Here is a 24207-nt window from a genome sequence, read left to right as displayed (position 1 = left end):
TCCGTTACGGCGTAGTGGCGGTGTCCCGCCTTGGTCTACCCCGCCGTTTCGGCGTAACGGCGCCCGGCAGGCGGGGCTCGTCCGAGGTGGGATCAGGCCGGCCGGCAGGCGGGTTCAGGTGGGCCGGCAGGTGGGGGATCAGGTCGTCCAGCGGCGTAGTTCGCGGCGGGCGAGGCTGGCTCGGTGGACCTCGTCGGGGCCGTCGGCCAGTCGGAGGGTGCGGGCCTGGGCCCAGAGGGCGGCCAGGGGGGTGTCCTGGCTGACTCCGGCGGCCCCGTGGGCCTGGATGGCCTTGTCGATGACCCATTCGGCCATCGCCGGGGTGGCGATCTTGATGGCCTGGATCTCGGTGTGGGCCCCCTTGTTGCCGACGGTGTCCATCAGCCAGGCGGTCTTGAGCACCAGCAACCGGGCCTGTTCGATGCGGACCCGGGACTCGGCGATCCACTCGCGCACCACCCCCTGCTCGGCCAGGGGTCGGCCGAAGGCGATCCGCTCGGTGACCCGTCGGCAGAGCAGTTCCAGGGCCCGTTCGGCCATGCCGATCAGCCGCATGCAGTGGTGGATGCGGCCCGGGCCCAGTCGGGCCTGCGCGATGGCGAAGCCACCCCCCTCGGTGCCGATCAGGTTCTCCGCCGGCACCCGTACCCCGGTGAAGTCGATCTCGGCGTGCCCGCCGTGCGGGGCGTCGCGGTAGCCGTACACCGTCATGCCTCGGCGGACGGTGACCCCCGGGGTGTCCCGGGGGACCAGGATCATGCTCTGCTGCCGGTGCCGCTCGGCGTTCGGATCGGTCCGGCCCATCACGATGAAGATCGCGCAGGTCGGATCCATCGCCCCGGAGGACCACCACTTGCGGCCGTCGATGACGTAGTGGTCGCCGTCGCGGCGGATGGAGGTGGCGATGTTGGTGGCGTCGGAGGAGGCCACCTGGGGCTCGGTCATGCAGAAGGCGGACCGGATCTGCCCGTCCAGCAGCGGCATCAGCCAGCGTTCCCGCTGGGCGGGAGAGCCGAACTCGGCCAGCAGTTCCATGTTGCCGGTGTCCGGCGCGGCGCAGTTGAGCGCCTCCGGGGCCAGGTACGGGCTGTGGCCGGTCAGTTCGGCCAGCGGGGCGTACTGGAGGTTGGTCAGCCCGGCACCGTAGCGGGGGTCGGGCAGGAACAGGTTCCACAGGCCCCGCCGTCGGGCCTCGGCCTGCAACTGCGCCAGCACCGGCGGGCGGGCCCAGGGGTCCCCGGCGGCGGCCACCTGCTCGGCGTGCACCGCCTCGGCCGGGTAAACGTGCTGCGCCAGGAAGTCGGTCAGCTCCGCGCGCAGCTGTTCGGTGCGGGTGTCGTACCGGAAGTCCATCAGCTCTCCCGTACCGCGGACAGACCGTGGGCGACCAGCGGTGCCACCAGGTCGCCGATGGTGTCGAAGCCCTCGCCCAGGGTCTGCCCGAGGGTGTGCCGGTAGTGGATACCCTCGCAGATCACGGCGAGTTTGAAGCAGCCCAGGGCCAGGTGCCAGTGCAGCGGGCCGACGTCGACGCCGCTGCGGGCGGCGTACCTGTCGATCAGTTCGGCGCCGGTCGGGAAGCCGGCCCCCGGACCCGGGTGCTCGGCGCCCTGGGTGCCCTCGGGGGGATCGACGCCGCCGAGCACCTCCCAGTAGGTCAGCAGCAGCCCCAGGTCGGCCAGGGGGTCGCCGAGGGTGGCCATCTCCCAGTCCAGTACGGCCGAGACGGCCACCGGTTCGATCGTGGCGAGCAGATTGTCCAGCCGGTAGTCGCCGTGCACGATGCGGCCGACGGGGTGACTCGCCGGGACGGTGGCGGCCAGCAGATCACGTAGCTCGTCGATGCCGGGCAGCACCCGGCTGCGGGAGCGGTCCAACTGCCCGGCCCAGCGGCGTACCTGCCGGGCCAGGTAGCCCTCGGGGCGACCGAAGTCGGCCAGGTTCACCGCCTCGGGGGCGACCGTGTGCAGGGCCGCCAGGGTGTCCATCATCGCCATGGCCAGCCCGTGGCGCTGTTCAGCGCTGAGCCGGTCGGTCTGCCGCCGACCGCGGAACACTTCGCCGGGCATCCGTCGCATCAGGTAGAAGGGTGCCCCGAGCACCTCCGGATCGGGGCAGAGCAGTACCGCGTGCGGCACCGGAACCTCGGTGTCGGCGAGTGCGGAGATCACCCGGAACTCCCGGGCCATGTCGTGGGCGGTGGCCAACACGTGCCCGAGGGGTGGGCGGCGCAGCACCAACTCCTGGTCCCCGGCCCAGAGCAGGTAGGTCAGGTTGGACCGGCCCCCGGCGATCAACTGGGCCCGCAGGGGATCGGTGGCCAGCTCGGGCCGGTGCTCGGCCAGGTAGCGGCGAAGCCGGCCGAGGTCCAGACCGGCGGGCGGGTCGTCGCCCTGATTCCACTGGCTGCCCGGATCGGTCATCCGGACAGTCCAGGGCAGCTCCGCCGGCTTGTCAAGGTCAGGTTTGACTCTCGAGACATGCCGCCGCAACGGGGGCGAAATGGTCAACTGCCACCCTGGAGATCAGCCTGCCGGCCACCTCCGGGTGCCGGCCTGCCGAGCGGAGGGTTCGAGATGTTGTTGCGCGTACGGGTCACCCTGCCGGACCGTCCGGGCACCCTCGGCCAGGTGGCCCGGACCCTGGGGGTGTCGGGCGCGGACATCGTCCAGGTGGTCGTGCTGGAACGTCTCGGCGGGCGGGCGGTCGACGACTTCACCGTGGTGTGGCCGGGCGCCGCCCGGGTGGAGCGGCTGCTGGCCGGGCTGGCGGCGATCCCGGGGGTCCAGGTGGACGGGGTGTGGCGGGCGATCGGCGCGCCCACCACCACCGGCCAGGACGCCGAGTTGTTGGCGCAGGTCGCCGCCAACCCGGCCGACGGGTTGGCCACCCTGGTCGACGCGGTACCCGGGCTGCTGGCCGCCGACTGGGCGGTAGCGGCCGTGGTACCGGCCGACTGGGCCAGCCGGACCGACGGCGGTGGGGCCACGGTCGGGCACGCCAGTTGGCGTACCCCGGTGCCGCCGAAACTGCCGGAGGTGACCCCCCTGCGGGCCCGGTCGCTTACCGTTCCGGACGGCGGGCACTTCGCGATCGCCCCCTTCGGTCGGGCCGGGTTGGTCATGGTCGTGTGCCGGGAACGCAGCGAGGCACTGACCCCGGCCACCTTCCACTGCACCGAGGTGGACCGGTTGGCCCAGTTGGTCCGGGCCAGCGCGGTGATCCTCGGCGATCGGCTGGACCTGGTCGACACCCCGCCGGTCGTAGCCAAGCAGTGACCGCCCCTGGCCTGCTGTGACGCACACCGCAGGGCTGGTCGCGGCACGACACGGCCAGGCAATCCGCCGGCAACAGCCGGGCGCGAGGGTGGTGCGGGAAGGGAGGCAACAATGACCCTGTGGCGGATCCGGGCCACCGTCGACGACCGACCGGGCTACCTGTCGGTGCTGACGGCCAGCCTCGCGTTGCGCGGAGTCAACATCCTCACCGTGCAGGTACACACCACCGAGCAGGGGGCCGTCGACGACTTCCTGGTCGACGCGCCGGACACCCTCGACGAGACCGACCTCATCGCTGCGGTGGAGCGGGGTCGGGGACGAGACTGCTGGGTGGCGCGCAGCGAGGCGCGTGGCCTGGTCGACCAGCCGACCCGGGTGCTCGGGCTGGCTACCCGGCTGGTTCGCGACCCGGACGCGACCGGGGAGGTGCTGCGGGCCCTGCTCGGCGCGGACGAGGTGAGCTGGCGGCCCGAAGCCCGGTCCGGCATCGACGGGACGACGATGCAGTTGGCCGACCCCGGCGGGGGGTCGTATCACCTGAGTCGGGTGGCCCCGAGCTACACCCCGGCGGAGTACGCCCGGGCGCAGGCCCTGCTGGAGCTGGGGGCCACCGCGGCCGGCCGGTACGCCGAGCAGATCACCCTGGTCCTGCCCGACGGGGCCGAGTTGACCGTTCGGCCGGCCGTCGCCGAGGACCTGGCCGCGGTGGTCGAATTGCACCGGGCCTGCTCGCCGAGCACCCGGCAACGGCGCTACCTGGGCGGGGCGGGTACACCGTCCCCGGCACGGTTGCGGCGGCTGCTGGAGCCGACCCGAGGGCTGACCCTGGTCGCGGTCACCACCGACCCGGAAGCGGGTCGGGAGTCCGTGGTGGCGATGGCGAACCTGCTGGCCGAGGGCGACGAGGCCGAGGTGGCGTTGCTGGTGCGTGACGACTGGCAGCGGCGCGGGCTGGGTTCGACCCTGCTGCGGCGGTTGACCCGGCAGGCCGAGACGAGCGGGTACGCGGCCGTGGTGCTGCACACCCAGGCCGACAACACCCCGATGCTGCGGACCCTGCGTCGGCTGGGCCGACCGGCCACGGTAGAGCCGGACGGCGGATTGTTGACCCTGACCGTGCCCCTGACCGCCGAGGTTCCGGCGCAGCGTACGGGCTGACCGGGAAACAGACGACCGTCCTCCGGTGCGGAGGATGGTGAGAAGGGCAGGACTTCCGGTGCGGAGGGCCTGCCCTTTGCTTTGCTGCTCTGCGGCGGGCGGCCCGGCTACCGGTGGGGGAGAAAACGGCCGTCGGAGGGACACCGACGGCCGTTTTCCGGTGGTTGGTACGCAGCGAGCTTCCCGACCTGGTCGGGGGATGACCCAAGTCTGCCTGCCCACCGTCGGTGTTGATCTCAGGTGAACGGTCTGAATCGGGCGGACGGGAGGATCTCCTGTCGGGACAGCGGAGACGAATCCGGGGCCTGCGACGGCGTGTCGCCGTAACGCACCAGGCCGGATGGACGCTGCGCACCACTTCCTGGTGGCTTCCCAAACCACCCGCTGCCACATTACATTGCTAGCTATCCATGGGAGCGCTCCCGGTCCTGCTGGATCCCACCCTCGCCACCTAGCGGGCAGCCGTCCAATTCCGACGCGCGGTCGCGCGTCGGCGCTGCCTGCGCCGCACCGACAGGAGCAGTCGATGCACCACACCTCCGGGCCGGGTCGCGCGCGCCGCGACTGTTCCGGCCACCGCGAACCCTGGTCCCGTCGCCTCCGCACGGCGGGTACCGCCCTGGTCACCGGGCTGGCGCTGGTGCTCGGCGTACCGGGGACGGCCGTCGCCGCCCCGACCTCCGGCGACGCCTCGACCAGCGCCGCCGCGCCCGCCTTCAACTACGCCGAGGCGCTCCAGAAGTCCCTGCTGTTCTACGAGGCGCAGCAGTCCGGCAAACTGCCGGACTGGAACCGGGTCTCCTGGCGGGGTGACTCCGCCCTGCGTGACGGCTCCGACGTCGGGATCGACCTGACCGGCGGCTGGTACGACGCCGGCGACCACGTGAAGTTCGGCTTCCCGATGGCCTTCACCACCACCATGCTCGCCTGGGGTGCGGTGGAGTACCGGTCCGGCTACGCCGCCTCCGGCCAGCTCACCCACCTGCTGAACAACCTGCGGTTCGTCAACGACTACTTCGTCAAGGCCAACCCGGCCCCGAACGTGCTCTACGGCCAGGTGGGCAAGGGCGACGACGACCACAAGTGGTGGGGGCCGGCCGAGGTGATGCAGATGGCGCGGCCCGCGTACAAGATCGATGCCAGCTGTGGGGGTGCGGACCTGGCCGGGGAGACCGCGGCGGCGATGGCCGCCTCCTCGATGGTGTTCCGACCCACCGACGCCGCGTACGCCGACAAGCTGCTCACCCACGCCCGGCAGCTCTACACCTTCGCCGACACCGTGCGGAAGAACTACCACGAGTGCATCACGGACGCGACCAGCTTCTACCGCTCCTGGAGCGGGTACACCGACGAGCTGGTCTGGGGGGCGATCTGGCTGTACCGGGCCACCGGCGACGCCGCCTACCTGGCCAAGGCCGAGAGCGAGTACGACCGCCTCGGCACCGAGCCGCAGACCACCACCCGCTCCTACAAGTGGACCGTGGCCTGGGACAACAAGCAGTTCGGGGCGTACGTGCTGCTGGCCAACCTGACCGGCAAGCAGAAGTACATCGACGACGCCAACCGCTGGCTGGACTTCTGGACCGTCGGGGTCAACGGGGAGCGGATCCGCTACTCGCCCGGCGGGATGGCCGTGCTCGACTCCTGGGGGGCCCTGCGCTACGCGGCCAACACGGCCTTCGCCGCCCTGGTCTACAGCGACAAGACCACGGACGCGACCCGCAAGGCCCGCTACAAGGACTTCGCCGTCCGGCAGATCAACTACGCGCTCGGTGACAATCCGCGCAACTCCAGCTACATGATCGGCTTCGGGGCCAACTCCCCGAAGAACCCGCACCACCGCACCGCGCACGGCTCCTGGTGGGACAGCATGACCGTACCCACCGAGACCCGGCACACCCTGTACGGCGCCCTGGTCGGCGGGCCCTCCTCGCCGAACGACGCGTACACCGACAACCGGTCGGACTACGTGATGAACGAGGTCGCCACCGACTACAACGCCGGCTTCACCTCCGCCCTGGCCCGGCTGACCCAGGAGTACGGCGGCACCCCCCTGGCCAACTTCCCGGTCCCGGAGCAACCGGACATCGACGAGCTGACCGTGGAGACCACGGTCATGCAGAACGAGCCGCGGGCCACCGGGATCAAGGCCATCGTCTACAACAAGTCGGCCTTCCCGGCGCGGGCCCTGACCGACGCCAAGTTCCGCTACTACTTCCGGGCCAGCGGCCTGGGCCTGTCGCCGGTGGTGGTCACCCCCGGCTACACCCAGGGCTGCCCGGCGCCCACCTCCGCCCGCAACGTGGGCGGCGATCTCTACTACGTCGAGATCGACTGCACCGGGCACACCATCGCGCCGGCCGGTCAGTCACAGCACCGGATGGAGGTGCAGTTCAAGATCGGCGTCCCCGAGGGTGTCGCGTGGGACCCGAGCGACGACCCGTCGTACCAGGCCACCGCCGGGCCGAACCGCAAGGTGCCGCTGTACGTCGGCGGCCAGCGGGTGTGGGGCGAGGAGCCCGCCACCAGCACGGACACCACCCCGCCCACCATTCCCGGTACGCCCGTGGCGACCTCGGTCGCCTCCCGTTCGGTCAGCCTGACCTGGGCACCGTCGACGGACAGCGGCAGCGGTGTGGACGTCTACATCGTCAACACCCACGTGGTCGGCAGCGACACCTACAGCTGGTACCCCTCCAGCACGAACTCGCTGGTGCTCAGCGTGTCCCCGGGACGCACCTACGAGATCACCGTGCAGGCTCGGGACAAGGCCGGCAACACCTCGTCCGCGTCGCCGATGCTGACCGTCACCGTACCGGCCGTCGACGACGGGGACACCGTGCCACCCACCGCGCCCGGCTCGTTGACCGCTTCGGCGATCACCACGACCGGGGTGACCCTGAACTGGGCGCCGTCGACCGACAACGTGGGGGTGACCGGTTACCGGATCTACCGGGGCCCGGCGCTCGGTGACGTCCTGGTCGCCACGGTCACCGGCACCACGTACCAGGTGACCGGCCTGGAGCCGGACATCACGTACTACTTCTACGTGGTGGCTATCGACGCGGCCGGCAACGCCTCGCCGCCCTCGGAGCGGGTGACCGTGACGACGTCGGCGCCGCTGCCGGCCTCGCCCTGCCGGATCACCTACGGCACCAACGACTGGGGCACCGGCTTCACCGCCAACATCACCATCGCCAACACCGGCACCACGGCCATCAACGGCTGGACCCTGGCCTTCACCTTCCCGCACAGCGGCCAGCGGGTCGGCCAGAGTTGGTCGGCCGTCTTCCAACAGAACGGCACCTCGGTGACCGCGACCAACATGTCCTACAACGGAACCATCGCCCCGGGCGCCTCGACCAGCATCGGTTTCAATGGCACCCACACCGGCAGCAACCCCAGGCCGACCAGCTTCACCCTGAACGGCAACCCCTGCACCATCGCCTGACGGATCCCTGGTGGGGTGGGGTGCCTGGTCGCAGGGCCAGGCACCCCACCCTCGCTCACATGCCGGGGGCCGGGAATCCGGCGCAGGCCGGAGCAGAGGAGGTCCGCTCGCACTACGGGTCAACGCTGACCAAGCACAAGATCACGCTCGATCTGAGATCGAGTGGCCTCGAGCGCGACAATAGCCACTCGATCCCACATCGAGTGTGATCTCGAAGGCGGGGTGCTGAGACCTGGGTCAGTCGGCCAGTTCGTCGGCGAGCAGGTCCATCAGCAGGCCGTCGTGCCAGCGGCCGTCCGCGCCGCGCTCGTAGCGGCGCAGCACCCCCACCGGGCGGAAGCCGACCTTGGCGTACGCCCGGATCGCGGGGGTGTTCGCCGCCGCCGGGTCGATGGTGAACCGGTGGTGGCCGTGGGCGTCGATGAGGTGCCGGATCAGGGTGCGGATGGCGTCGCCGCCGAGCCCGGCACCGCGTACCGCCGGGTCCAGGAAGATGTCCAGGCTGGCGTGCCGGTAGTCGCGGTCGTTCTCGGCGTACCACTGGATGGCGCCGATCACCCGGCCCTCGTGCTCGACGGCGTACACCGTCAGGTCCTCGTCGGCCAGATCGGCGGTGACGGCGGCGGCCAGGTCCTCGTCGCCGCGCCACCAGCGGTGCACCTCCGGCTCGGCGCGGATCGCGGTGAGAGCCGGTACGTCCGCGGCCGTCACTGGTCGCAGCACCACCGAGCGTCCCCGCAGCACCATGCTCAGCCTCGCAACTCGCCGTGTTCGACACAGACCGCCGACCAGCCGACCGGCAGCACCTGCACCTTCATCCGCCGTCGGCAGTGCGCACAGTAGCGCGGCGGTTCCAGTGCGCGAGCCGCCGCGCAGCCGGGGTGGGTGCCGGTGTCCACGGCCTCCCCACACCGGTCGCACCAGGCGCCGAGCATCTCGCCCATCGGGGTCACAGGGTCGCCGAGAGCGCCTTGACCGGCATCTTGAGGTCTTCGAGCAGCTTGAGGTCGTCCGTGGCGGGTCGACCCAGGGTGGTCAGGTAGTTGCCGACGATCACCGCGTTGATGCCACCGAGCAGCCCGTCGCGGGTACCCAGATCACCCAGGGTGATCTCCCGGCCGCCGGCGTACCGCAGGATGGTGCGCGGCATGGCCAGCCGGAAGGCGGCGATGGCCCGCAGCGCGTCCTTGCCCTCGACCACCGGCCGGTCGCCCAGGGGGGTGCCGGGTCGGGGGTTGAGGAAGTTCAGCGGCACCTCGTGCGGGTCCAGTTCGGCCAGCTGGGCGGCGAACTCGGCCCGCTGCTCCACGGTCTCGCCGAGGCCCAGAATGCCGCCGCAGCAGACCTCCATGCCGGATTCGCGGACCATCCGCAGGGTCTCCCAGCGCTCCTCCCAGGAGTGGGTGGTGACCACGTTCGGGAAGTAGGAGCGGCAGGTCTCCAGGTTGTGGTTGTAGCGGTGCACGCCCATCTCGACGAGTTCGTCGACCTGTTCCTGGGTGAGCATGCCCAGCGAGGCGGCGACCTGGATGTCGACCTCGGCCTTGATCGCCGCCACACCCTCGCGCATCTGCTTCATCAGCCGGGCGTCCGGGCCGCGTACGGCGGCCACGATGCAGAACTCGGTCGCCCCGGTGGCGGCGGTCTGCTTGGCGGCCTTGACCAGGGAGGGAATGTCCAGCCACACCGAGCGCACCGGGGAGGTGAACAGGCCGGACTGGGAGCAGAAGTGGCAGTCCTCCGGGCAGCCGCCGGTCTTCAGCGAGACGATGCCCTCGACCTCCACCTCCGGGCCGCACCAGCGCATCCGCACCTCGTGGGCGAGTTGCAGGGTGGCGGTCAGGTGCTCGTCGGGCAGGTTGAGCACGGCGAGGACACCGGCTTGGTCGAGGCCGACGCCGCCCTCCAACACCTGGGTGCGGGCCTGGTCGAGGATCTCTGACATGCACGTACCCTACAAGGCCACCAGAGCGGCGGTAACGGGCGCGGCGAGCCGGCGGGCCGGCAGCGTCCGGCGCCTTGCGGCGAGCCGTCCTGCGCCACGCCGGGGCGATCCGTACGGATGGTAATTTCGCCGGCGGGGACACGGGGAGGGGCGTGGCGGTGGCGGACTGGCTGGCGGCGCTGAACCGCCGCGCCGAGCTGCGGGCGCGGGCGGGTCTGACCCGCAAGCTGTACCCGCGCCCGGCCGCCGACGCCGTGGTCGACCTGGCCGGCAACGACTACCTGGGGCTGTCCGGGCACCCCGAGGTGATCGCCGCCGCCACCCGGGCGCTGTCCCGGTACGGCCTGGGGGCTACCGGTTCCCGGTTGGTCCGTGGCTCCACCGAGGCCCACCACGCCCTGGAGGACAGCCTCGCCGGTTGGCTCGGCACCGATCGGGCACTCGTCTTCTCCTCGGGATACCTGGCCAACCTCGGTGCCGTCCGGGCCCTGGTGCGCCCCCGTACCCTGCTGATCTCCGACGCCCACAACCACGCCAGCCTGATCGACGGGTGCCGGGTCTCCGGTGCGGAGACCGTGGTCACCCCGCACGCCGACGTGGCCGCCGTCGCGACCGCCCTGGCGGCGGCGCCCGGTCGACCGGCGGTGGTGATCACCGAGTCGATCTTCTCCGTCGACGGTGACCTGGCCCCCCTGGTCGACCTGCACCGGGTCGCCCGCGAACACGGCGCCCTGCTGCTGGTCGACGACGCGCACGCCCTCGGGGTGACCGGGCCCGCCGGGGCCGGTGCGGTGGCCGCCGCCGGGCTGGCCGGCGAACCGGATGTGGTGATCACCGCCACCCTGTCCAAGGCCCTGGCCGGGGCGGGTGGGGTGGTGGCCGGTCCGGCCGAGTTCGTCCGGCATCTGGTGGAGACCGCCCGGACCTTCATCTACGACACCGCCCTGCCCCCGGCCGTCGCCGCCGGGGTGCACGCCGCAGTCGAACTGGCACGCACCGGGGAGGAGCGGCGGGTCCTCCTGGCCGAGCGGGCCGCCCTGGCGGTGGGTCGGCTGCGCGCCGCCGGCCTGGAGGTCTCCACCCCCGACGCGGCCGTCGTCTCGGTCACCGCCCCCGGACCGGAGGCGGCGACGGCCTGGGCCGCCGCCTGCCGCGAGCGGGGTGTGGCGGTCGGCTGTTTCCGTCCCCCCTCCACCCCGGACAGTCGGTCCCGGCTGCGACTGACCATCGGCGCGGGGGTGTCCCAGGCGGACTTCGAGCATGCCCTGGAGGTCATCGTGGAAAGCGCCCCATGACGGAGCAGTGGCGGGGACCGGTGCTGGTCACCGGGACCGACACCGAGGTCGGCAAGACCGTGGTGACCGCGGCCATCACGGCCGCCGCGCAGGCGGCCGGGCTGCGGGTGGCGGTGGTCAAACCCGGCCAGACCGGTACGGCCACCGGCGAGCCCGGGGACATCGAGGCGATCACCCGACTGGCCGCCCCGATGACCGGCCGCACCCTGGCCGCCTTCCCCGACCCCCTGGCCCCGCTGGCCGCCGCCCGGGTGGCTGAGTTGCCGCCCCTGGAGCTGTACAACGCGGTCGACGCGATCCGCGAGGAGGCCGAGAAACACGACCTGGTGCTCGTCGAGGGGGCCGGAGGACTGCTCGTACCGATGGGGGTGCGGCCCTCGGGGGAACCATGGACGGTGGCCGACCTGGCGGTGTCGCTGGGCGCCCCGGCGGTGGTGGTGGCCCGCGCCGGCCTCGGCACCCTCAACCACACCGCCCTGACCCTGGAGGCCCTGGACCGGCGGGCCGTACCGGCCGGGGTGGTGGTCGGCGCCTGGCCGGCCGAACCGGAACTGGTGCACTGGGCCAACCTCAGCGATCTGCTGCCGAACCTGCTCGGTGCCCTGCCCGCCGGGGCCGGGGCGATGGACCCGGGGGTGTTCCGCCGGTCCGCCCCGGGCTGGTTGACCCCGGCGCTGTACGGGGTGCTCGACGACTGGCGGGCCTGGGCCGACGAGATCAGTTGAGCGTCTCGCCGCTCAGCGGCCGACCAGCAGGGTGTCCGGCATTCGGAAGGTCAGGTTGTCCGGGCACCAGGGTGCCCGCAGCACCCGCACCTCGGCCAGCAGCGGGGCCACCTCCGCCACCACGGTAGCGGCCTCCATCCGGGCCAACTGGTCGCCGACACAGCGGTGGGCGCCCGCCCCGAAGGCCAGGTGTCGACGTGACCCGCGCTGACCGGGCAGGAACTGCTCCGGTGCGTCCACCACGGCCGGGTCCCGCCCGGCCCCGGCCAGCCACAACACCACACTGGTGCCCGCCTCCACCGCCGTACCGCCCAGAAAAGTGTCCATGGTGGACACCCGTCGCCAGGTGACGATCGGCGGCTCCAACCGCAGCCCCTCCTCGACCACCTCGGCGACCCCGACGGAGCCGTTTCGCAGCCCGGCCAGCACGGTCGGTTCCCCGATGAGCCGGTGCATCAGCAGGGTGAGGAACTGGGAGGTGGTCTCCTGACCGGCGACCAGCAGGAAGAACAGCGCGCCGACCACCACGTCGGGTGGGTGCCCGGCGGCCCGCAGGGAGGCGGCCAGCCCACCCCCGGTGGCCGCGAACTCCCGCAGCACCAGATGAAAGCGACCCACCTCGGCGGCCAAGTGCTGCTGCCGGTCGGCCTCCAGCGGGGCCCAGAACAGTTCCAGGGCGGCGCGGGCGAAGTCCTTCACGGCCGTCACCGGGGCGTCCGGCAGCTCGATCAGCCGGGCCAGCACCAGCAGCGGCAGGTCGGCGGCGAGCCCGGCGTACAGGTCCACCGGTGCGCCCGCGTCCAGGTCGGCGGTCAGCCGGTTCACCCGCTGCCGCACCAACTCGGTCAGCCAGTCCCGCTGGGCGGCCACCCGGGAGGGGTGCAGGGCATCGGCGACCAGGGCTCGGATGCCGGGGTGGCTGGCCTCGCCGTTGTTGGCCAGGGTCGGTGGCAGCCGGAACCGGTGCCGGGCCAGGATCCGCAGCGCGGCCACCGGGATCGGGGTCACCGCGTCCAGGGCGTTGTCGGGCCGGTAGGTCCGGGGATCGGTCAGTACCTGCCGGACCAGTGCGTGCCGGGTCACCAGCAGGTGTTCGACCCCCAGGTGATCGGCTACCCGGGTCACCCCGTTGCCGGCCCGGGCGTCGTCGTGCGCCGCCGGGGCCGACTCCCAGCTGCGGAACAGCACGGGCGCCACCCTAGTCGCCCGCCGCCGGCCGTCCCGCGCGCAGCTGCCACACGGTGGTGCGCTTCACCCGTACGCTCTCCAACGCCTCGCTGACCGGCACCTCGTAGCTGGCTAGTTCGTCGAAGCGGTCCCGGGGCAGGAAGGCCCGGCCGGGGTCACCGACGAGCACCTGGGCCCCGTTACGCGCGGCGCGCAGCAGGAACCGCAGCACCCGGTTGGTCATGGCCGCGCTGTAGAAGACGTCCCCGGCGAAGATCACCTCGGCGTCTCCGGCGTCGCCGTCGAGGATGTCGGCGAGTTCGGCGTCGACCCGTACCCCGTTGGCCTCGGCGTTGAGGGTGATCGCCGCGACCGCCAGGGGATCCACCTCCACCGCCCGTACGGCGGCGGCCCCGGCCTGGGCGGCCGCGATGGCCACCAGCCCGGAGCCGGAGGCCAGGTCGAGCACCCGACGCCCGGCGGACAGCTGCGGATTGTCGACGACGTACCGGGCCAGGCCCTGCCCACCGGCCCAGGCGAAGGCCCAGAACGGCGGCGGCTGGTCGCTGCGGAACTCGCCCTCGGTCAACTCCCACAGCCCGATCGGTTCGTCGGCCTGATGCAACCGCACCTCCGGTACGAAGGCGACGGGGGCCAGGCGGGCGTGCAGCCGGACGAAGGCGGTGGAGAGCGCGGACATCCGGTGATTGTCCACCGGGGGCCTTCCCGGCGTGTCGCGGGTGTCCGGTGAGCGGTTCAATACCGTCCGTGAAAAGGGGCATCTTGCTTCACCACCGGTGCGAACACACCCGTCTACCCGGTGGCCGCCGGCCCTCCTAGCGTTGCCGATGGAGACGACCAACGGGAGGACAGGATCGTGAAGAGGCTGTGGCGCAGCACGCTACGGATCGGGGTGGTGCTGGCCTGTCTCACCGGGGTGGACGTCGCCATGGCCGCGCCCGCGCACGCGGCGTTCGCCACCGAACTCAGCGGTCTGCCGCGGCAGTTCACCGCGGGCGGGCAGGCGGCGACGGTGTCCGCCGTGGTGTCCCGCGACGACCCCGGCGGCTGCCTGAAGGTCCGCTGGTCGTTGCTGCTGGCGGTGCAGGGAATGCGGCTGGATCAGGTCCGGGTGGACCGGATCGAGGAGACCGGCTCCTTCCCGGTGCAGGTGCGCATCGACGGTGACGTGGCCCGGCTGACCGACCGGCAACTGGACCCGGGCACCCTCTGCCCGGGGCGTACGGTGACCGCCCAGTACCGGATCGGGTTCGCCGCGGACGTCGGGCAGGGCCGGGTCAGCCTGGCCGCCGAGGCGTACGACCGGAACCTGCGGCTGCTGTCGCGGCAGACGGCGACCCGGGAGGTGATCGGCCGGGGTGCGGCGACCCCACCCACCACGGCCGCCCCCACCCCGAGTTCGGTGCCGACGGTGGATCCCACCGAGGAGCCGATCGAGGTGCCGACGATCGATCCGACCGACGAGGAGACCGAGGTCGACGACCAGGGCGATGTAGCGCCACCGGCAGACGATCCGCCGGCCGCCGGGGCCGCCGGCAACCAGGTGTCGCAGTCCGGCACCGGGATCGGTCTGACCGAGGCCGCCTTCCTGCTCGGCGGGCTGCTGCTGTTCCTCGGTGTCGGGCTGCTGATGCGGTTGCGGCAGTTGACCCGCGAGCCGGAGGTGGCCGAGGGTACGACCGTCACGGTCGGCCCGGGGCGGGTAGGCGAATGGGAAGGGCCGCCCGGCGACTGGCAGCGGCCGCCCGACCGTCGGCGATGGCGGACCGTACCCCGCTGAGGGCGCTCGGTCGGGGTCAGGGCGCCCAGTCGGGGTCGCGGCCGAAGGCGGCGATCAGCCGGTCCTGCCGGTCGGCGGTGGGGGAGACCCCCACCTCGGTACCGACCAGCCCGCTGCGCTGGTAGTCGTCGATCTGTCCGGCGAACCACTGGGCGCACTCGGCGACCGCGTCGGGGTCCAGCGCCGGGTCGGTGCCGATCGCCACGGCGAGATCCCAACCGTGGACGAGGTGTTCGGCGATCAGTTGCCGCAGGTACTCCTCCGCAGGGGTGTCGCCGGCCGACAGGTGCACGGTGGCCTCCCGGGCCCCGGGGCGGGTGGCGGCCAACTCGGCCTGCGCTGCCGCGTCGCGGGCGGCCGCTACCGGGTCCGCGCCGAGTTGATCACCGTCGTACCGGTCGCCGACCTCGGCTATGGTCCGCCCGGCGAGCAGGGGCACGCTCCACCGTTCCTCGCCGACCACGTGGTTGACCAGGGTACGGACGTCCCAGTCGGCACACGGGGTGGGCGCCGACCACTGCCCGGGGGCGACCAGTGGCACCCGTTCGATGAACTCGGCCACGCTGCGCCGGTAGGTCTCCAGCAGGTCCATGGCGTCATTCTGACCGGCCGGGGGACAGCCGGTGACCGGTTCCCGGGGACGGGCTCAGTCCAGTTGTGCCGGGTCCAGGCCGAGTTCCCGGGCGGCCACCAGGCGTACCCATTCGGCGAACTGTCGGCGGGAGATGACCCGCTCGTGCACCGCCAGTTGCACCGCCAGGCCGTCCATCACCGCACTGATCCGCCACGCCGCACCGGCCGGGTCCGCGCACTCGAAGACCCCCTCGCGCACCCCGTCGGAGATGACCTCGGCGAGATCCTGCCGCCACCGCAGGTCCAGGCGGCGGGACACCTTCTCCAATTCCGGGGTACGCAGGGACTCCGACCAGCCGTCGATCCAGATGGACCAGGAGGTGGGCCGTCCGGTCGGGGTGTAGAGCCGCAGAATACGCCGCAGTTTGGTCAGCGGTGCGGCATTGGACTGGGTAACCGCGTCCAGCCGGGCCAGATCCTGTTCGACGGCGTAGGCGAAGGCCTGGGCGAGGAGGCGTTCCTTGGTGGCGAAGTGGTAGAAGACCAGGGCCTGGCTGACCCCGGCGGCCTGCGCCACGTCCGCCGTGCGGGTGTTGGCCAACCCGCGCTGCGCGATGACGTCACACGCGGTGCGGAGCAGGGCATCCAGGCGGATTTCGGCCGCACGTCTCGTCACGCCCGTCACCGTAACCCATTCAAATGGATACGGCGTGTCACCGAAGCCCGGGTGATCCGACTTGCGACAGTCGGACACCAGACAGTTGTTCACCGGGCCCTTCCCGCACCCCCTCCGCCTTCCTGCTTCCTTGCCCGATTTCCTGCCCATCCTCCTAGGAAGCTCAGGGATGGGGATTGCTGACGCGCCGCGGCGACCACCCGATTTGGCAACCGTTCCATGGCTCGGCTAAAGTTCTCATCCGTCACCGGAGAACGCGCCGGGGGCACGCGGACGTAGCGCAGCTGGTAGCGCATCACCTTGCCAAGGTGAGGGTCGCGGGTTCGAATCCCGTCGTCCGCTCGGAGCTGCCGCCACGCTTGACGGGGGCAACCTCGGTGGGGTGGCCGAGAGGCGAGGCAACGGCCTGCAAAGCCGTGTACGCGGGTTCAAATCCCGTCCCCACCTCGGACAACAGCAAGGGCGATTGGCGCAGTGGGAGCGCGCTTCCTTGACACGGAAGAGGTCACTGGTTCAAACCCAGTATCGCCCACCGGATTTGAACGACTGACGAAGCCCGTCACCGGAAAACGGTGACGGGCTTCCTCGTTTTCCCAGGAAACCATGGGGGATCGAACATGACAGATGTTCGTACCGCCCTGGTCGTCGGCGGCGCGACGACCTGGCGCGGGCCCTGCGCGAGCGGGCCCAGGCGCAGGGCGTGCCCATCGTGTACGGCAAGCGCCTCGTCGACGCCGAGTCGACCGCGGGCGGGGTGCTGGCCCGGTTCGGCGACGGCTCCACCGCCACCGCCGACCTGCTGATCGGTGCCGACGGCATCCGCTCCCGGGTGCGTACCCTGATCGATCCGCGACCGACCACCTGGGCCGAGGCCCACCAGACCCCGCCGGGCCAGTGGCTGCACCGGCTGCGTGAGGTGTACGCCGACGACGTGCCGGCCCACCAGGCGCTCGCGCACACCGAGCCCGCCGACGTGGTGGCGATCGGGTCGATCGGGACCATGCCGTCGGTGCCGCACTGGTGCCGCGACCGGATGGTCCTGGTCGGCGACGCGGTGCACGCCCCGTCACCCAGTTCCGGCCAGGGCGCCTCCCTGGCCGTGGAGAGCGCCGTGCAGTTGGCGCGCTGCCTGCGCGACCACCCCGACCTGCCGACGGCGTTGAGCGCCTACGAAGGGTTGCGTCGCCCGCGGGTGGAGAAGGTCCTCCGCCCCGGTCAGCGCGGAGTCGGCGCGACGCTGACCGGCGGCGCTGCGGTCCGCGCCCGGACACGACGGTGGCGGCCACCGAAGTCGGTGGCCGCCACTGCCCGTTGACCGCTCAGCTTGCTCGGCCGCTGGTCACAGCGGCGGTGCGACGTCCCGACGCTCCTCGACGCGGCGGTACTCCACCGGCTCCTCGGTCGTGGCGACCACCTCACGCCGGCGTCCCCAGACGAGCATGGTCATGATCAGGCCGACCACACCGGCTGCCATCAGAATCCAGCCGACGACGTCCAGGTCCAGACCGCCGATGCTGGCGTTGAGCGCGAAGGTGAGGATGGCGCCCACCGCGAGCAGAAAGATACTGGTGCCGATACCCATGACAGCCTCCTTTTTCCGGGGATGCGGTGTGCTGTCGAAGGGCTCTGTACCCCGGCGGTGAACGGCGCAATCACCCGCACTGTGGGGTGCCCGCTCGAGCGATCTTGTCATCGGGTACAGTTGGCCCGTCCCCGGCGGTGCCGGGGCAGGCGGACGTAGCGCAGCTGGTAGCGCATCACCTTGCCAAGGTGAGGGTCGCGGGTTCGAATCCCGTCGTCCGCTCGCGATTCGCCCACCCGTCGGGGTGTGGCGGTCACCACGGGCGATTGGCGCAGTGGGAGCGCGCTTCCTTGACACGGAAGAGGTCACTGGTTCAAACCCAGTATCGCCCACCAGCAGGCCCTCTCCGGCGCGAGTGATCCGCGTTCTGCCGGGCGCTAAGCCTGAGCCGAAATGATCGATCGGGCTGCCAGACTTTCCCGCATGGGCACCCCGGCGTTCGTTCGTTCGTCACCCTACTGGCCGGTGGTCCGGCACCGGATCCTGCGGCGGCTGCTGCCGGGCTTCGCGCTGTCGTACCTCGGGGAGGGGATGGCGCTGCTGGCGGTCAGCTGGCTGGCCATCCAGTTGGCACCCCGGGCCAACGCCGGTGTCTGGGTGGCCGCCGCGGTCGCCGCGTACACACTGCCGGGTGCCCTCGGCACCGTGCTGTTCGCCCGGGTGCTCAGTGGCCGCAGCGGGGCTCAGCTGGCCGCCTGGGACGCTGTCGTCCGGGCGGTGATGCTCGGGGCGATCCCCGTCGTCCACCTCGCCGGAGCCCTCGACATCAGGTGGTTCACGCTGCTGCTCGGGTGCTCCGCACTGCTGCGCTCGTGGGGGTCGGCCGGCCGGTTCACCCTCATCGCCGAGCTGCTGCCGGTCGAGCACCGGCTGGCGGGCAACGCGCTCATCGGACTGTTCAGCGAGGCGTCGACCCTGATCGGGCCGGCCCTGGCGGCACTGCTCATCGCGGCCGCCGGGCCGGTGCTCGTCATCGCCGTCGCCGCCGGCACGTACGCCGTCCTCGCGGTCAGCTACCTGGTCGCCGTGCCGAGGACGGCCCGGGCCCCCATCGAGCAGCGGCAGGGATCGAGTCTCGCCGGCTTCGCCGCGATCTGGCGCGATCGCCCGTTGCTCGGACTGTCCACGCTGACCTTCGGGTTCTTCTTCCTCTACGGGCCCGTGCAGGTGGCGTTGCCGATCCACGTCGCCGAGTCGCTCGGCAACTCTGCCGGCACCCTGGCCGCGTTCTGGACGGCGTTCGGCGCCGGGGCGCTGATCGGCGGATTCGCCGCCGGCTACCTGCGCCGTTGGCGGCTGTGGCCGACAATTATCGCCATCGTCGTCGGCTGGGGTGCGGCACTGCTGCCATTGGGACTCGGCGCACCGACCGGCGTGGCCCTGGTCGCCATCGCGATCGGCGGACTGATCTGGGCGCCGTACCCGGCCGCCACGATGGCGTTGCTGCAACGCAGCACCGACGGTGCCGGCAGAGCACCGGTCCTCGCCGCGTACGCCGCGATCGCGACACTGTCCGTACCGCTGGGCACCATCACCGCCGGGCCGTTGATCACCGGCGTCGGTGCCGAGTTCACCATCCTGGCCGCAGCGGTGCTCACGGTGGCCTTCGGCGTCATCGCCGCGGCGATCGCGATCTCGCGGGCGGTCAAGGGCAGCGCCGTGCAGGACCGAGCCGACCTCGCCGTCCGTCAACTGGACCCGGAGCCGCTGCCGTGACCGGCCGGGCCACCAGGATTACCGGTCGTCTCGGCCGGTGACAGCGAGGGCGAGCAGGCCCTGATCCAGACCGACCAGCAAAGTGTCACCGACGGTGCAGCAGGCCAGGGCCGGGTGATAGACCGGGATCGTACGGACCGTCCGGCCGGTCGTCGGATCCCAGATCCGCACCGTACGGTCGCGGCTGGCAGAGGCCAACAGGTCCTGACCATCGACCTGGATCAGGCTCAGCCCGGTGACCGCCGCGCTGTGCCCGGTGAACCAACGGACCGGCTGGCCCCATTCGGCGTCCCACATCCGGATCGAGTGGTCGGCGCTGCCCGACACCAGCATCCGCCGGCCGGCCACGGTGATGCCGCAGAGCGCGGTCACCGCATCCTGGTGACCCTGCTGCACCCAGACCGGGGTGTCGCCACCTCCCCACAACATCACCGTGCCACTCTTGTCCGCCGAGGCGAGCGCCTCGATGCCGGGCCAGCTCACCGTGGCGAGCGCGGTCACCCAGGCATGGGTGACATGCCCGAGCAGCACCATACGTACGGCACCCGTGTGCGGGTGCCACAGTCGGACCGCCTGGTCGTCGCCGGCGGAGGCGATCAGGGTCTCACCGTTGATGACGATCGGGCAGACCGCAGCCACCTCGCCGTAGTGTTCCCGCATCTCCAGCCCTTGCGCGCCGTCGCGGACGTCCCATCCGACGACGGCACAGTCGTCCTGGGCGGTGAACAGCAGCGGCTCCTCCTCGTCGGCGACCGCGCACATGGCGTTGACGGTGCCGCCCGGGGTGTTGAATTCCTGCAGGCGTTCGCCGGTGTGCACGTCCCAGAACCGCACCAGGCCGTCGGTGCCACCGGCGGCGACCAGCGGCCGTTCACCGGGCAGTTGGCAGAGCGCGCTCACCGGAGCGAACCTGTCCTGGTCGGCGATGGTGCCTGGCTGACCGCCGGCCGGATCCCACAACCGTACGGTGCCGTCGTCCCCGGCGGTCGCCAGCATCCGCTGCTCTGCGGTGCGCAGCTCGCACACCGCGCGGATCCAGCTCGCGTGTCCCCGTAGGCTCGGCCGGCTCGTCCAGGTCGGCACCTCCCACAGCCGGATCAGTCCGTCCTCACCGGTGGAGACCAGCAGGCAACCATCGTCGACGTCGATGGTGCACAGGTCGGTGACCGGCCCACCGGTCTCCAGAAGCTTGACGCACCGGCCGGTGAACGGATCCCACAGGCGGACGGTGCCGTCGTAGCCGCCCGAGGCGAGCAGGGTGCCGCCGGGGGTGCGCACCGCGTAGAGGGTCGTCGCCCAGCCGGCATGTCCGGCGATGGTCAGCGTCGGCTCGACATCGGCGGTCGGCTCCCAGATCCGGATCATTCCGTCGAAGCCGGTGGAGGCGAGCAGGTGACGTCCGTCGGCGGGGACGTAGGTCACGGCGGTGGCCCAGCCGATGTGCCCGGTCAGCTTGTACCGCTGGATGCCGTTGGCGGGATCCCAGATTCGTACCGTCCGGTCGTCGCCAGCCGAGGCGAGCAGGTCGCCCCCGGGCAGCGGAATGGTGCAGATGTTGCGTACCCAGTCGTGGTGTCCGCGCAGTTCGTGTCGGCGCTGGCCGGTCCGTGGCTCCCACAGGCCCACCGTGCCGTCATGGCTGGCCGTGGCGAGTAGGGTCTCGCCGGCGCTGGTCCGAACGGCGCAGACGCCGCGGACGGTGTCGTCGTGACAGTTGAAGACCGACTCGGCCTGGTTGGTCAGCGGATCCCAGAGCCGAACGGTGCCGTCGTCACCGACGGAGGCGAGCAGCCGCCGACCGTCGACCTCGATGGCGGCGACGTCGTAGACGGCCTGCGAGTGCCCGTCAAGCACGCTGCGTTCCTGCCGGGGCGGGGTGTGCGCCCACCGGGCCCGGTAGGGCGCGCCGTCGGCGCCGATGCCACTGTCGAGATCGTCGAGGCGGTCGACCACCGAGAAGAGCGCGGCCCGCTCGGCGGGCTCCGCGGCCACCGCCAACGGCGTACGTCGCAGCAACCGCGCCCGGGACTGCGCTCGCGGGGACATCGGGGCCCGGGCGGTGTCGACGACGGTGAGCAGCCGATCCAGATGCGCGTGCAGCAGGTAGTCCCCATCGGCGAGCAGGCGTTCGACGAGTCCGGCCCGAGCGGCGTGCTGGGGCAGCGAACGCAGGAGGTAGTCCGGCGCGGACGCCCAGCCGGTGTCAGCGGCCAGGTCGAGCCAGGCGGACACCAAGCGGCGCTGGTCGTCGCGTCGGACGCCCTGCTGATCCCGGTCGGCCAGCAGCGCATCGTTGAGTGCCTGGTGGAACAGCCGGTACGCGGGCTGTGCGCCGCCGCCTGTCTCGACCAGGAAGTTCGCCGCAGAACCGCGGGCGAACAGGGCGAGCTGCTCAGCCGTGGCCGTACCGCCCAGCGCCGTCACCGCCGCCTGCCACAGCGGCAACGGCAGCCCTGGCGCCTCGGCGTACGCCAGGGCTGTCAGCGCCAGGCGGGCGGAGGCCGAACCGGCCGCCGGAAGCCCGGCGAGGTAGGCGTCCAGCGCGTGGGCCACCGTGGCGGTGAACGACACCGAGGCCGGATCGACCGCCGATGTGTCGCGCAGCGCGTGTGCCCGCGCGACCAGTCCGGCAACGAGGAAATTGCCCTTGGCCAGGGCGGCGATGCGTCGGGCGAGCGGGGCTGCCACGCCCGGATCGGCGTACGGGTTGGCCGCGCGCTCGGCACCGAGCAGTTGCAGGGTCGCCTGGGCGTAGTTCACCAGGTCGGACTCCGCGAAGTATTCGGGCGTGTCCAGGTCGATCAGATCCGTGTTCTCGCCGAAGCAGGCGATCAGGTCGCCTTGGTCGTCGCGGCGTCGGGTGCCGACCACCACCCGGAATCCGTACGGGCCGCAGTCGCGTGCCAGCGGCAGCAGGATCTCGTCGACGATCCGGCGGGCGTGGCCGGGGTCGGCGGCCTCGTCGAGTGCGTCGATGACCAGGGCGAAGCGGCTGCCCCGCCGCATCAGGCGGTCGCGTACCGCCGGGGCCAAATCGGCCGGGGTGTCCGGCAGGTCGACGGCGGCGGCGCGGGCGATCTCCGTCGCGACCTCGATGGCGGTCTTGCCCTTCGCGTGCACGGCGCAGGAGACCGAACCGAGGGTGGCCCGCACGGCGAGGTCGTCCGCCGGCAGGCTCGCCCGGATCTGTCGGTCGGCGGTGGTGACGATCCGTCCCAGAGCGGCGGACTTTCCCACACCGGGAGAGCCGGTGACGAGCAGCGGTCGGGTGATCGGAGCAGGCTGGTCGATCCAGTCGACGATGCGTCGTAGTGCCGTGGTCCGGCCGCGGAACCGGGCGCCGCCCTCGGTGTCGACCGCAACGCCGCGGGCGCGGGGCAACCAGTGCCGCCCCGCCTCGCCGTCGGTGCGCAGCGTCCACCCCCAGGCGGACAGCGCGGCGTCGTCGGCGTCGGCGACCCGCCACGCGGAGAGAGTCGCCAGCTTCATCTCGGGTAGCTGCTCGTCGGCGTGATACAGGGTCACGGCTTGGCCCTTGCCCCGGCCGTCGGCGGAGACGACGACACCGACCACGGCCTGATACTCCGGCGACCACACCGCGCCGCCACTGAACCCCTTGCTCAGTGCGCCGCTCGAACCGCTGTCGATCATGATGTGTCCCCAGCCGCCGATCTCGGTGACGGTACCGACGGCCGGGGTACCGCCGGCTATGGCGGCGGGAAATCCGTACGCCCAGAAGGGACGTTCGACCAGTGGTTTGGGGTCAAGGCAGCGCAGCCGTGCGGGTGCGACGGTGGGCGGGACCGGCTCGACCAGCTCCAGCACGGCCAAGTCGACGTGTGCGGCCTGACGGCCGTCGTGCAGGCACTGGCCAACCTTGCGACGGTCGTAGTAGCCGACCCTCGGGGCGAGCGGGAAGGCGACCCAGAGATCGTGGAGGGTACCGTCGTCAGCGAATGCCACGTGGTGGCAGGTGAGGACGAGGTTGCTGTCGATGACGATGCCGGTGCCGACCGGTGTGTGAGGGTTGCCTTCCCGGTATAGGGCTACCGCCCATGGGCTGCCATCAGGGGCTGTGGTCACGGGCCACCGGATCCGTCCGTCAGCGCTGCGGGTCGGTGTTGCGTTCCGGAGCCGTGTCGGCCGACCAGGCGAGGGTGACTTCGAAGTTCGCCTCACCGGTGGCCTTGGCGATCACCCAACTCGCCGTGCCGGTGGCCTTGATTCCGAAACGCACCTCGACGGAGTCCGGGGCGACCGTCTTTACGTGTTCCAGCAGTTCCTTCGCGGCGGCGACCGCCGGGGCTGCGGATTCCCGGACCCAGCCGGCGACATCACCCACACCGGCGGGCTGGAAACCGGCCGGTGGTTCGACCTCGATCAACGCGACGGTGTTGTCATCGACCTGGTAGCGGACCACCTCAGACTGCACCGGTAACCTCCGTGGCGTTTCCCCGAAACGGGCAGGAGAGGGCCTGCTCCCGGCCGGTTTCACCGGCAGCCTCTCGCCGACCAGCCATGCTGCCCCCTGCTCTTGCCGTTTGGCAACGGTCGAGTGCCCGAACGGCCGACGCCCTCCCGAACGGGTGTTTCAGCCATCGCCTCCACGCTGGGCCGTTGAAGATCCACTCAATCGCCCTGTCGGTTATTGGCAGCCAGATTGGTGACCTTGCGCTCGCCAGGGACCGTCGGCAGAATCGGCCCGAACGCGAGGCCGCCTCGTCGCGCAGCCCACCCCCGAGTCTCGATCATCACCGTCAACGTGGTGAAAGCTCGTGCCACAGAGGAGCATCCGCATGCCGGAAAAGGAACTGACGCTCGTTGACCGGTGCATTCTCAT

At 71.7% G+C, this 24207-nt stretch carries 20 protein-coding genes and 5 tRNA genes; 13 read left to right on the top strand and 12 right to left on the bottom strand.

Annotated features, from left to right (window positions below):
- Window positions 1-138: 138 nt before the first annotated feature.
- Window positions 139-1353 (bottom strand): acyl-CoA dehydrogenase family protein, encoded by a 1215-nt coding sequence (locus OIE53_RS14190; RefSeq protein WP_327022027.1) that lies wholly within the window; start codon window positions 1351-1353, stop codon window positions 139-141.
- Entirely contained in the window at window positions 1353-2423 is a 1071-nt protein-coding gene (locus OIE53_RS14185; RefSeq protein WP_327022026.1) for a phosphotransferase family protein, read from the bottom strand. Before OIE53_RS14185 ends, OIE53_RS14190 begins: the two co-directional genes overlap by 1 nt.
- A gap of 153 nt (window positions 2424-2576) precedes the next feature.
- On the opposite strand from OIE53_RS14185, the gene OIE53_RS14180 reads away from it, so the two are divergent.
- The 3 genes from OIE53_RS14180 to OIE53_RS14170 all read left to right on the top strand — a co-directional run bounded on the left by OIE53_RS14180 (window position 2577) and on the right by OIE53_RS14170 (window position 7887).
- Entirely contained in the window at window positions 2577-3278 is a 702-nt protein-coding gene (locus OIE53_RS14180; protein WP_327022025.1) for an amino acid-binding protein, read from the top strand.
- Between the two features lie 111 nt (window positions 3279-3389).
- Window positions 3390-4436, top strand: a complete 1047-nt coding sequence (locus OIE53_RS14175) for a GNAT family N-acetyltransferase (RefSeq protein WP_327022024.1) — start codon at window positions 3390-3392, stop codon at window positions 4434-4436.
- Window positions 4437-4962: 526 nt separating this feature from the next.
- Entirely contained in the window at window positions 4963-7887 is a 2925-nt protein-coding gene (locus tag OIE53_RS14170; RefSeq protein WP_327022023.1) for a glycoside hydrolase family 9 protein, read from the top strand.
- Between the two features lie 237 nt (window positions 7888-8124).
- Here the strand turns inward: OIE53_RS14170 and OIE53_RS14165 are convergent, their stop codons facing one another.
- The 3 genes from OIE53_RS14165 to bioB are packed head-to-tail and all read right to left on the bottom strand — an operon-like array spanning window position 8125 to window position 9832.
- A complete protein-coding gene (locus tag OIE53_RS14165) occupies window positions 8125-8634 on the bottom strand; it encodes a GNAT family N-acetyltransferase (RefSeq protein ID WP_393336983.1) in 510 nt (169 codons plus the stop codon).
- Window positions 8635-8636: 2 nt separating this feature from the next.
- Window positions 8637-8831, bottom strand: a complete 195-nt coding sequence (bsaP, locus tag OIE53_RS14160; RefSeq protein ID WP_327022022.1) for a biotin synthase auxiliary protein BsaP — start codon at window positions 8829-8831, stop codon at window positions 8637-8639.
- Between the two features lie 5 nt (window positions 8832-8836).
- A complete protein-coding gene (bioB, locus tag OIE53_RS14155; RefSeq protein WP_327022021.1) occupies window positions 8837-9832 on the bottom strand; it encodes a biotin synthase BioB in 996 nt (331 codons plus the stop codon).
- A 158-nt stretch (window positions 9833-9990) separates the two neighbouring features.
- Here bioB and OIE53_RS14150 point away from each other — a divergent pair, with 158 nt between their 5' ends.
- Both OIE53_RS14150 and bioD read left to right on the top strand, forming a co-directional pair.
- On the top strand, window positions 9991-11127 hold the full coding sequence (locus tag OIE53_RS14150; RefSeq protein ID WP_327027196.1) for an 8-amino-7-oxononanoate synthase: 1137 nt from the start codon (window positions 9991-9993) through the stop codon (window positions 11125-11127).
- Window positions 11124-11852, top strand: a complete 729-nt coding sequence (bioD, locus tag OIE53_RS14145; protein WP_327022020.1) for a dethiobiotin synthase — start codon at window positions 11124-11126, stop codon at window positions 11850-11852. Before OIE53_RS14150 ends, bioD begins: the two co-directional genes overlap by 4 nt.
- A gap of 12 nt (window positions 11853-11864) precedes the next feature.
- Here bioD and OIE53_RS14140 read toward each other — a convergent pair whose 3' ends face one another.
- Window positions 11865-13049, bottom strand: coding sequence for a cytochrome P450 (locus OIE53_RS14140; RefSeq protein WP_393336979.1), 1185 nt, complete (start codon window positions 13047-13049; stop codon window positions 11865-11867).
- A gap of 1 nt (window position 13050) precedes the next feature.
- On the bottom strand, window positions 13051-13719 hold the full coding sequence (locus tag OIE53_RS14135) for a class I SAM-dependent methyltransferase (protein ID WP_327022019.1): 669 nt from the start codon (window positions 13717-13719) through the stop codon (window positions 13051-13053).
- A gap of 177 nt (window positions 13720-13896) precedes the next feature.
- On the opposite strand from OIE53_RS14135, the gene OIE53_RS14130 reads away from it, so the two are divergent.
- Window positions 13897-14820 (top strand): hypothetical protein, encoded by a 924-nt coding sequence (locus OIE53_RS14130; RefSeq protein ID WP_327022018.1) that lies wholly within the window; start codon window positions 13897-13899, stop codon window positions 14818-14820.
- Between the two features lie 16 nt (window positions 14821-14836).
- Here the strand turns inward: OIE53_RS14130 and OIE53_RS14125 are convergent, their stop codons facing one another.
- Window positions 14837-15412, bottom strand: coding sequence for a TIGR03086 family metal-binding protein (locus OIE53_RS14125; protein WP_327022017.1), 576 nt, complete (start codon window positions 15410-15412; stop codon window positions 14837-14839).
- 54 nt (window positions 15413-15466) lie between these two features.
- Window positions 15467-16069, bottom strand: a complete 603-nt coding sequence (locus OIE53_RS14120; protein WP_327022016.1) for a TetR/AcrR family transcriptional regulator — start codon at window positions 16067-16069, stop codon at window positions 15467-15469.
- Between the two features lie 269 nt (window positions 16070-16338).
- Between OIE53_RS14120 and OIE53_RS14115 the strand changes: the two genes are divergently transcribed.
- From OIE53_RS14115 to OIE53_RS14100, 4 genes are all read left to right on the top strand, one after another.
- Window positions 16339-16411, top strand: a tRNA-Gly gene (locus tag OIE53_RS14115).
- Between the two features lie 34 nt (window positions 16412-16445).
- Window positions 16446-16516 (top strand) — tRNA-Cys (locus tag OIE53_RS14110).
- A 13-nt stretch (window positions 16517-16529) separates the two neighbouring features.
- Window positions 16530-16601: transfer RNA gene (locus OIE53_RS14105), tRNA-Val, on the top strand.
- A gap of 78 nt (window positions 16602-16679) precedes the next feature.
- A complete protein-coding gene (locus tag OIE53_RS14100) occupies window positions 16680-17384 on the top strand; it encodes an FAD-dependent oxidoreductase (RefSeq protein WP_327027193.1) in 705 nt (234 codons plus the stop codon).
- A gap of 24 nt (window positions 17385-17408) precedes the next feature.
- On the opposite strand, the gene OIE53_RS14095 is transcribed toward OIE53_RS14100, so the two are convergent.
- Complete coding sequence (locus OIE53_RS14095; RefSeq protein WP_327022015.1) at window positions 17409-17651, bottom strand: DUF6458 family protein; 243 nt, start codon at window positions 17649-17651, stop codon at window positions 17409-17411.
- A gap of 149 nt (window positions 17652-17800) precedes the next feature.
- Here OIE53_RS14095 and OIE53_RS14090 point away from each other — a divergent pair.
- The 3 genes from OIE53_RS14090 to OIE53_RS14080 all read left to right on the top strand — a co-directional run bounded on the left by OIE53_RS14090 (window position 17801) and on the right by OIE53_RS14080 (window position 19367).
- Window positions 17801-17873, top strand: a tRNA-Gly gene (locus tag OIE53_RS14090).
- A gap of 38 nt (window positions 17874-17911) precedes the next feature.
- Window positions 17912-17986, top strand: a tRNA-Val gene (locus OIE53_RS14085).
- 88 nt (window positions 17987-18074) lie between these two features.
- On the top strand, window positions 18075-19367 hold the full coding sequence (locus tag OIE53_RS14080) for an MFS transporter (protein WP_393336971.1): 1293 nt from the start codon (window positions 18075-18077) through the stop codon (window positions 19365-19367).
- An 18-nt stretch (window positions 19368-19385) separates the two neighbouring features.
- Here the strand turns inward: OIE53_RS14080 and OIE53_RS14075 are convergent, their stop codons facing one another.
- Window positions 19386-23450, bottom strand: coding sequence for a trypsin-like peptidase domain-containing protein (locus OIE53_RS14075; RefSeq protein WP_327022014.1), 4065 nt, complete (start codon window positions 23448-23450; stop codon window positions 19386-19388).
- Window positions 23451-23469: 19 nt separating this feature from the next.
- Window positions 23470-23799 (bottom strand): CU044_2847 family protein, encoded by a 330-nt coding sequence (locus OIE53_RS14070; protein ID WP_327022013.1) that lies wholly within the window; start codon window positions 23797-23799, stop codon window positions 23470-23472.
- Window positions 23800-24207: the final 408 nt, after the last annotated feature.

This window comes from Micromonospora sp. NBC_01739 (assembly GCF_035920385.1).
Lineage (GTDB): Bacteria > Actinomycetota > Actinomycetes > Mycobacteriales > Micromonosporaceae > Micromonospora.
This window is presented reverse-complemented; position numbering and strand designations above follow the sequence as displayed.

Bases quoted from the DNA above. Each gene is read 5' to 3' on its own strand.
- OIE53_RS14190 (WP_327022027.1), bottom strand. From the start codon at position 1,353: ATGGACTTCCGGTACGACACCCGCACCGAACAGCTGCGCGCGGAGCTG.
- OIE53_RS14185 (WP_327022026.1), bottom strand. From the start codon at position 2,423: ATGACCGATCCGGGCAGCCAGTGGAATCAGGGCGACGACCCGCCCGCC.
- OIE53_RS14180 (WP_327022025.1), top strand. From the start codon at position 2,577: ATGTTGTTGCGCGTACGGGTCACCCTGCCGGACCGTCCGGGCACCCTC.
- OIE53_RS14175 (WP_327022024.1), top strand. From the start codon at position 3,390: ATGACCCTGTGGCGGATCCGGGCCACCGTCGACGACCGACCGGGCTAC.
- OIE53_RS14170 (WP_327022023.1), top strand. From the start codon at position 4,963: ATGCACCACACCTCCGGGCCGGGTCGCGCGCGCCGCGACTGTTCCGGC.
- OIE53_RS14165 (WP_393336983.1), bottom strand. From the start codon at position 8,634: ATGGTGCTGCGGGGACGCTCGGTGGTGCTGCGACCAGTGACGGCCGCG.
- bsaP (WP_327022022.1), bottom strand. From the start codon at position 8,831: ATGGGCGAGATGCTCGGCGCCTGGTGCGACCGGTGTGGGGAGGCCGTG.
- bioB (WP_327022021.1), bottom strand. From the start codon at position 9,832: ATGTCAGAGATCCTCGACCAGGCCCGCACCCAGGTGTTGGAGGGCGGC.
- bioD (WP_327022020.1), top strand. From the start codon at position 11,124: ATGACGGAGCAGTGGCGGGGACCGGTGCTGGTCACCGGGACCGACACC.
- OIE53_RS14135 (WP_327022019.1), bottom strand. From the start codon at position 13,719: ATGTCCGCGCTCTCCACCGCCTTCGTCCGGCTGCACGCCCGCCTGGCC.
- OIE53_RS14125 (WP_327022017.1), bottom strand. From the start codon at position 15,412: ATGGACCTGCTGGAGACCTACCGGCGCAGCGTGGCCGAGTTCATCGAA.
- OIE53_RS14095 (WP_327022015.1), bottom strand. From the start codon at position 17,651: ATGGGTATCGGCACCAGTATCTTTCTGCTCGCGGTGGGCGCCATCCTC.
- OIE53_RS14080 (WP_393336971.1), top strand. From the start codon at position 18,075: ATGGGCACCCCGGCGTTCGTTCGTTCGTCACCCTACTGGCCGGTGGTC.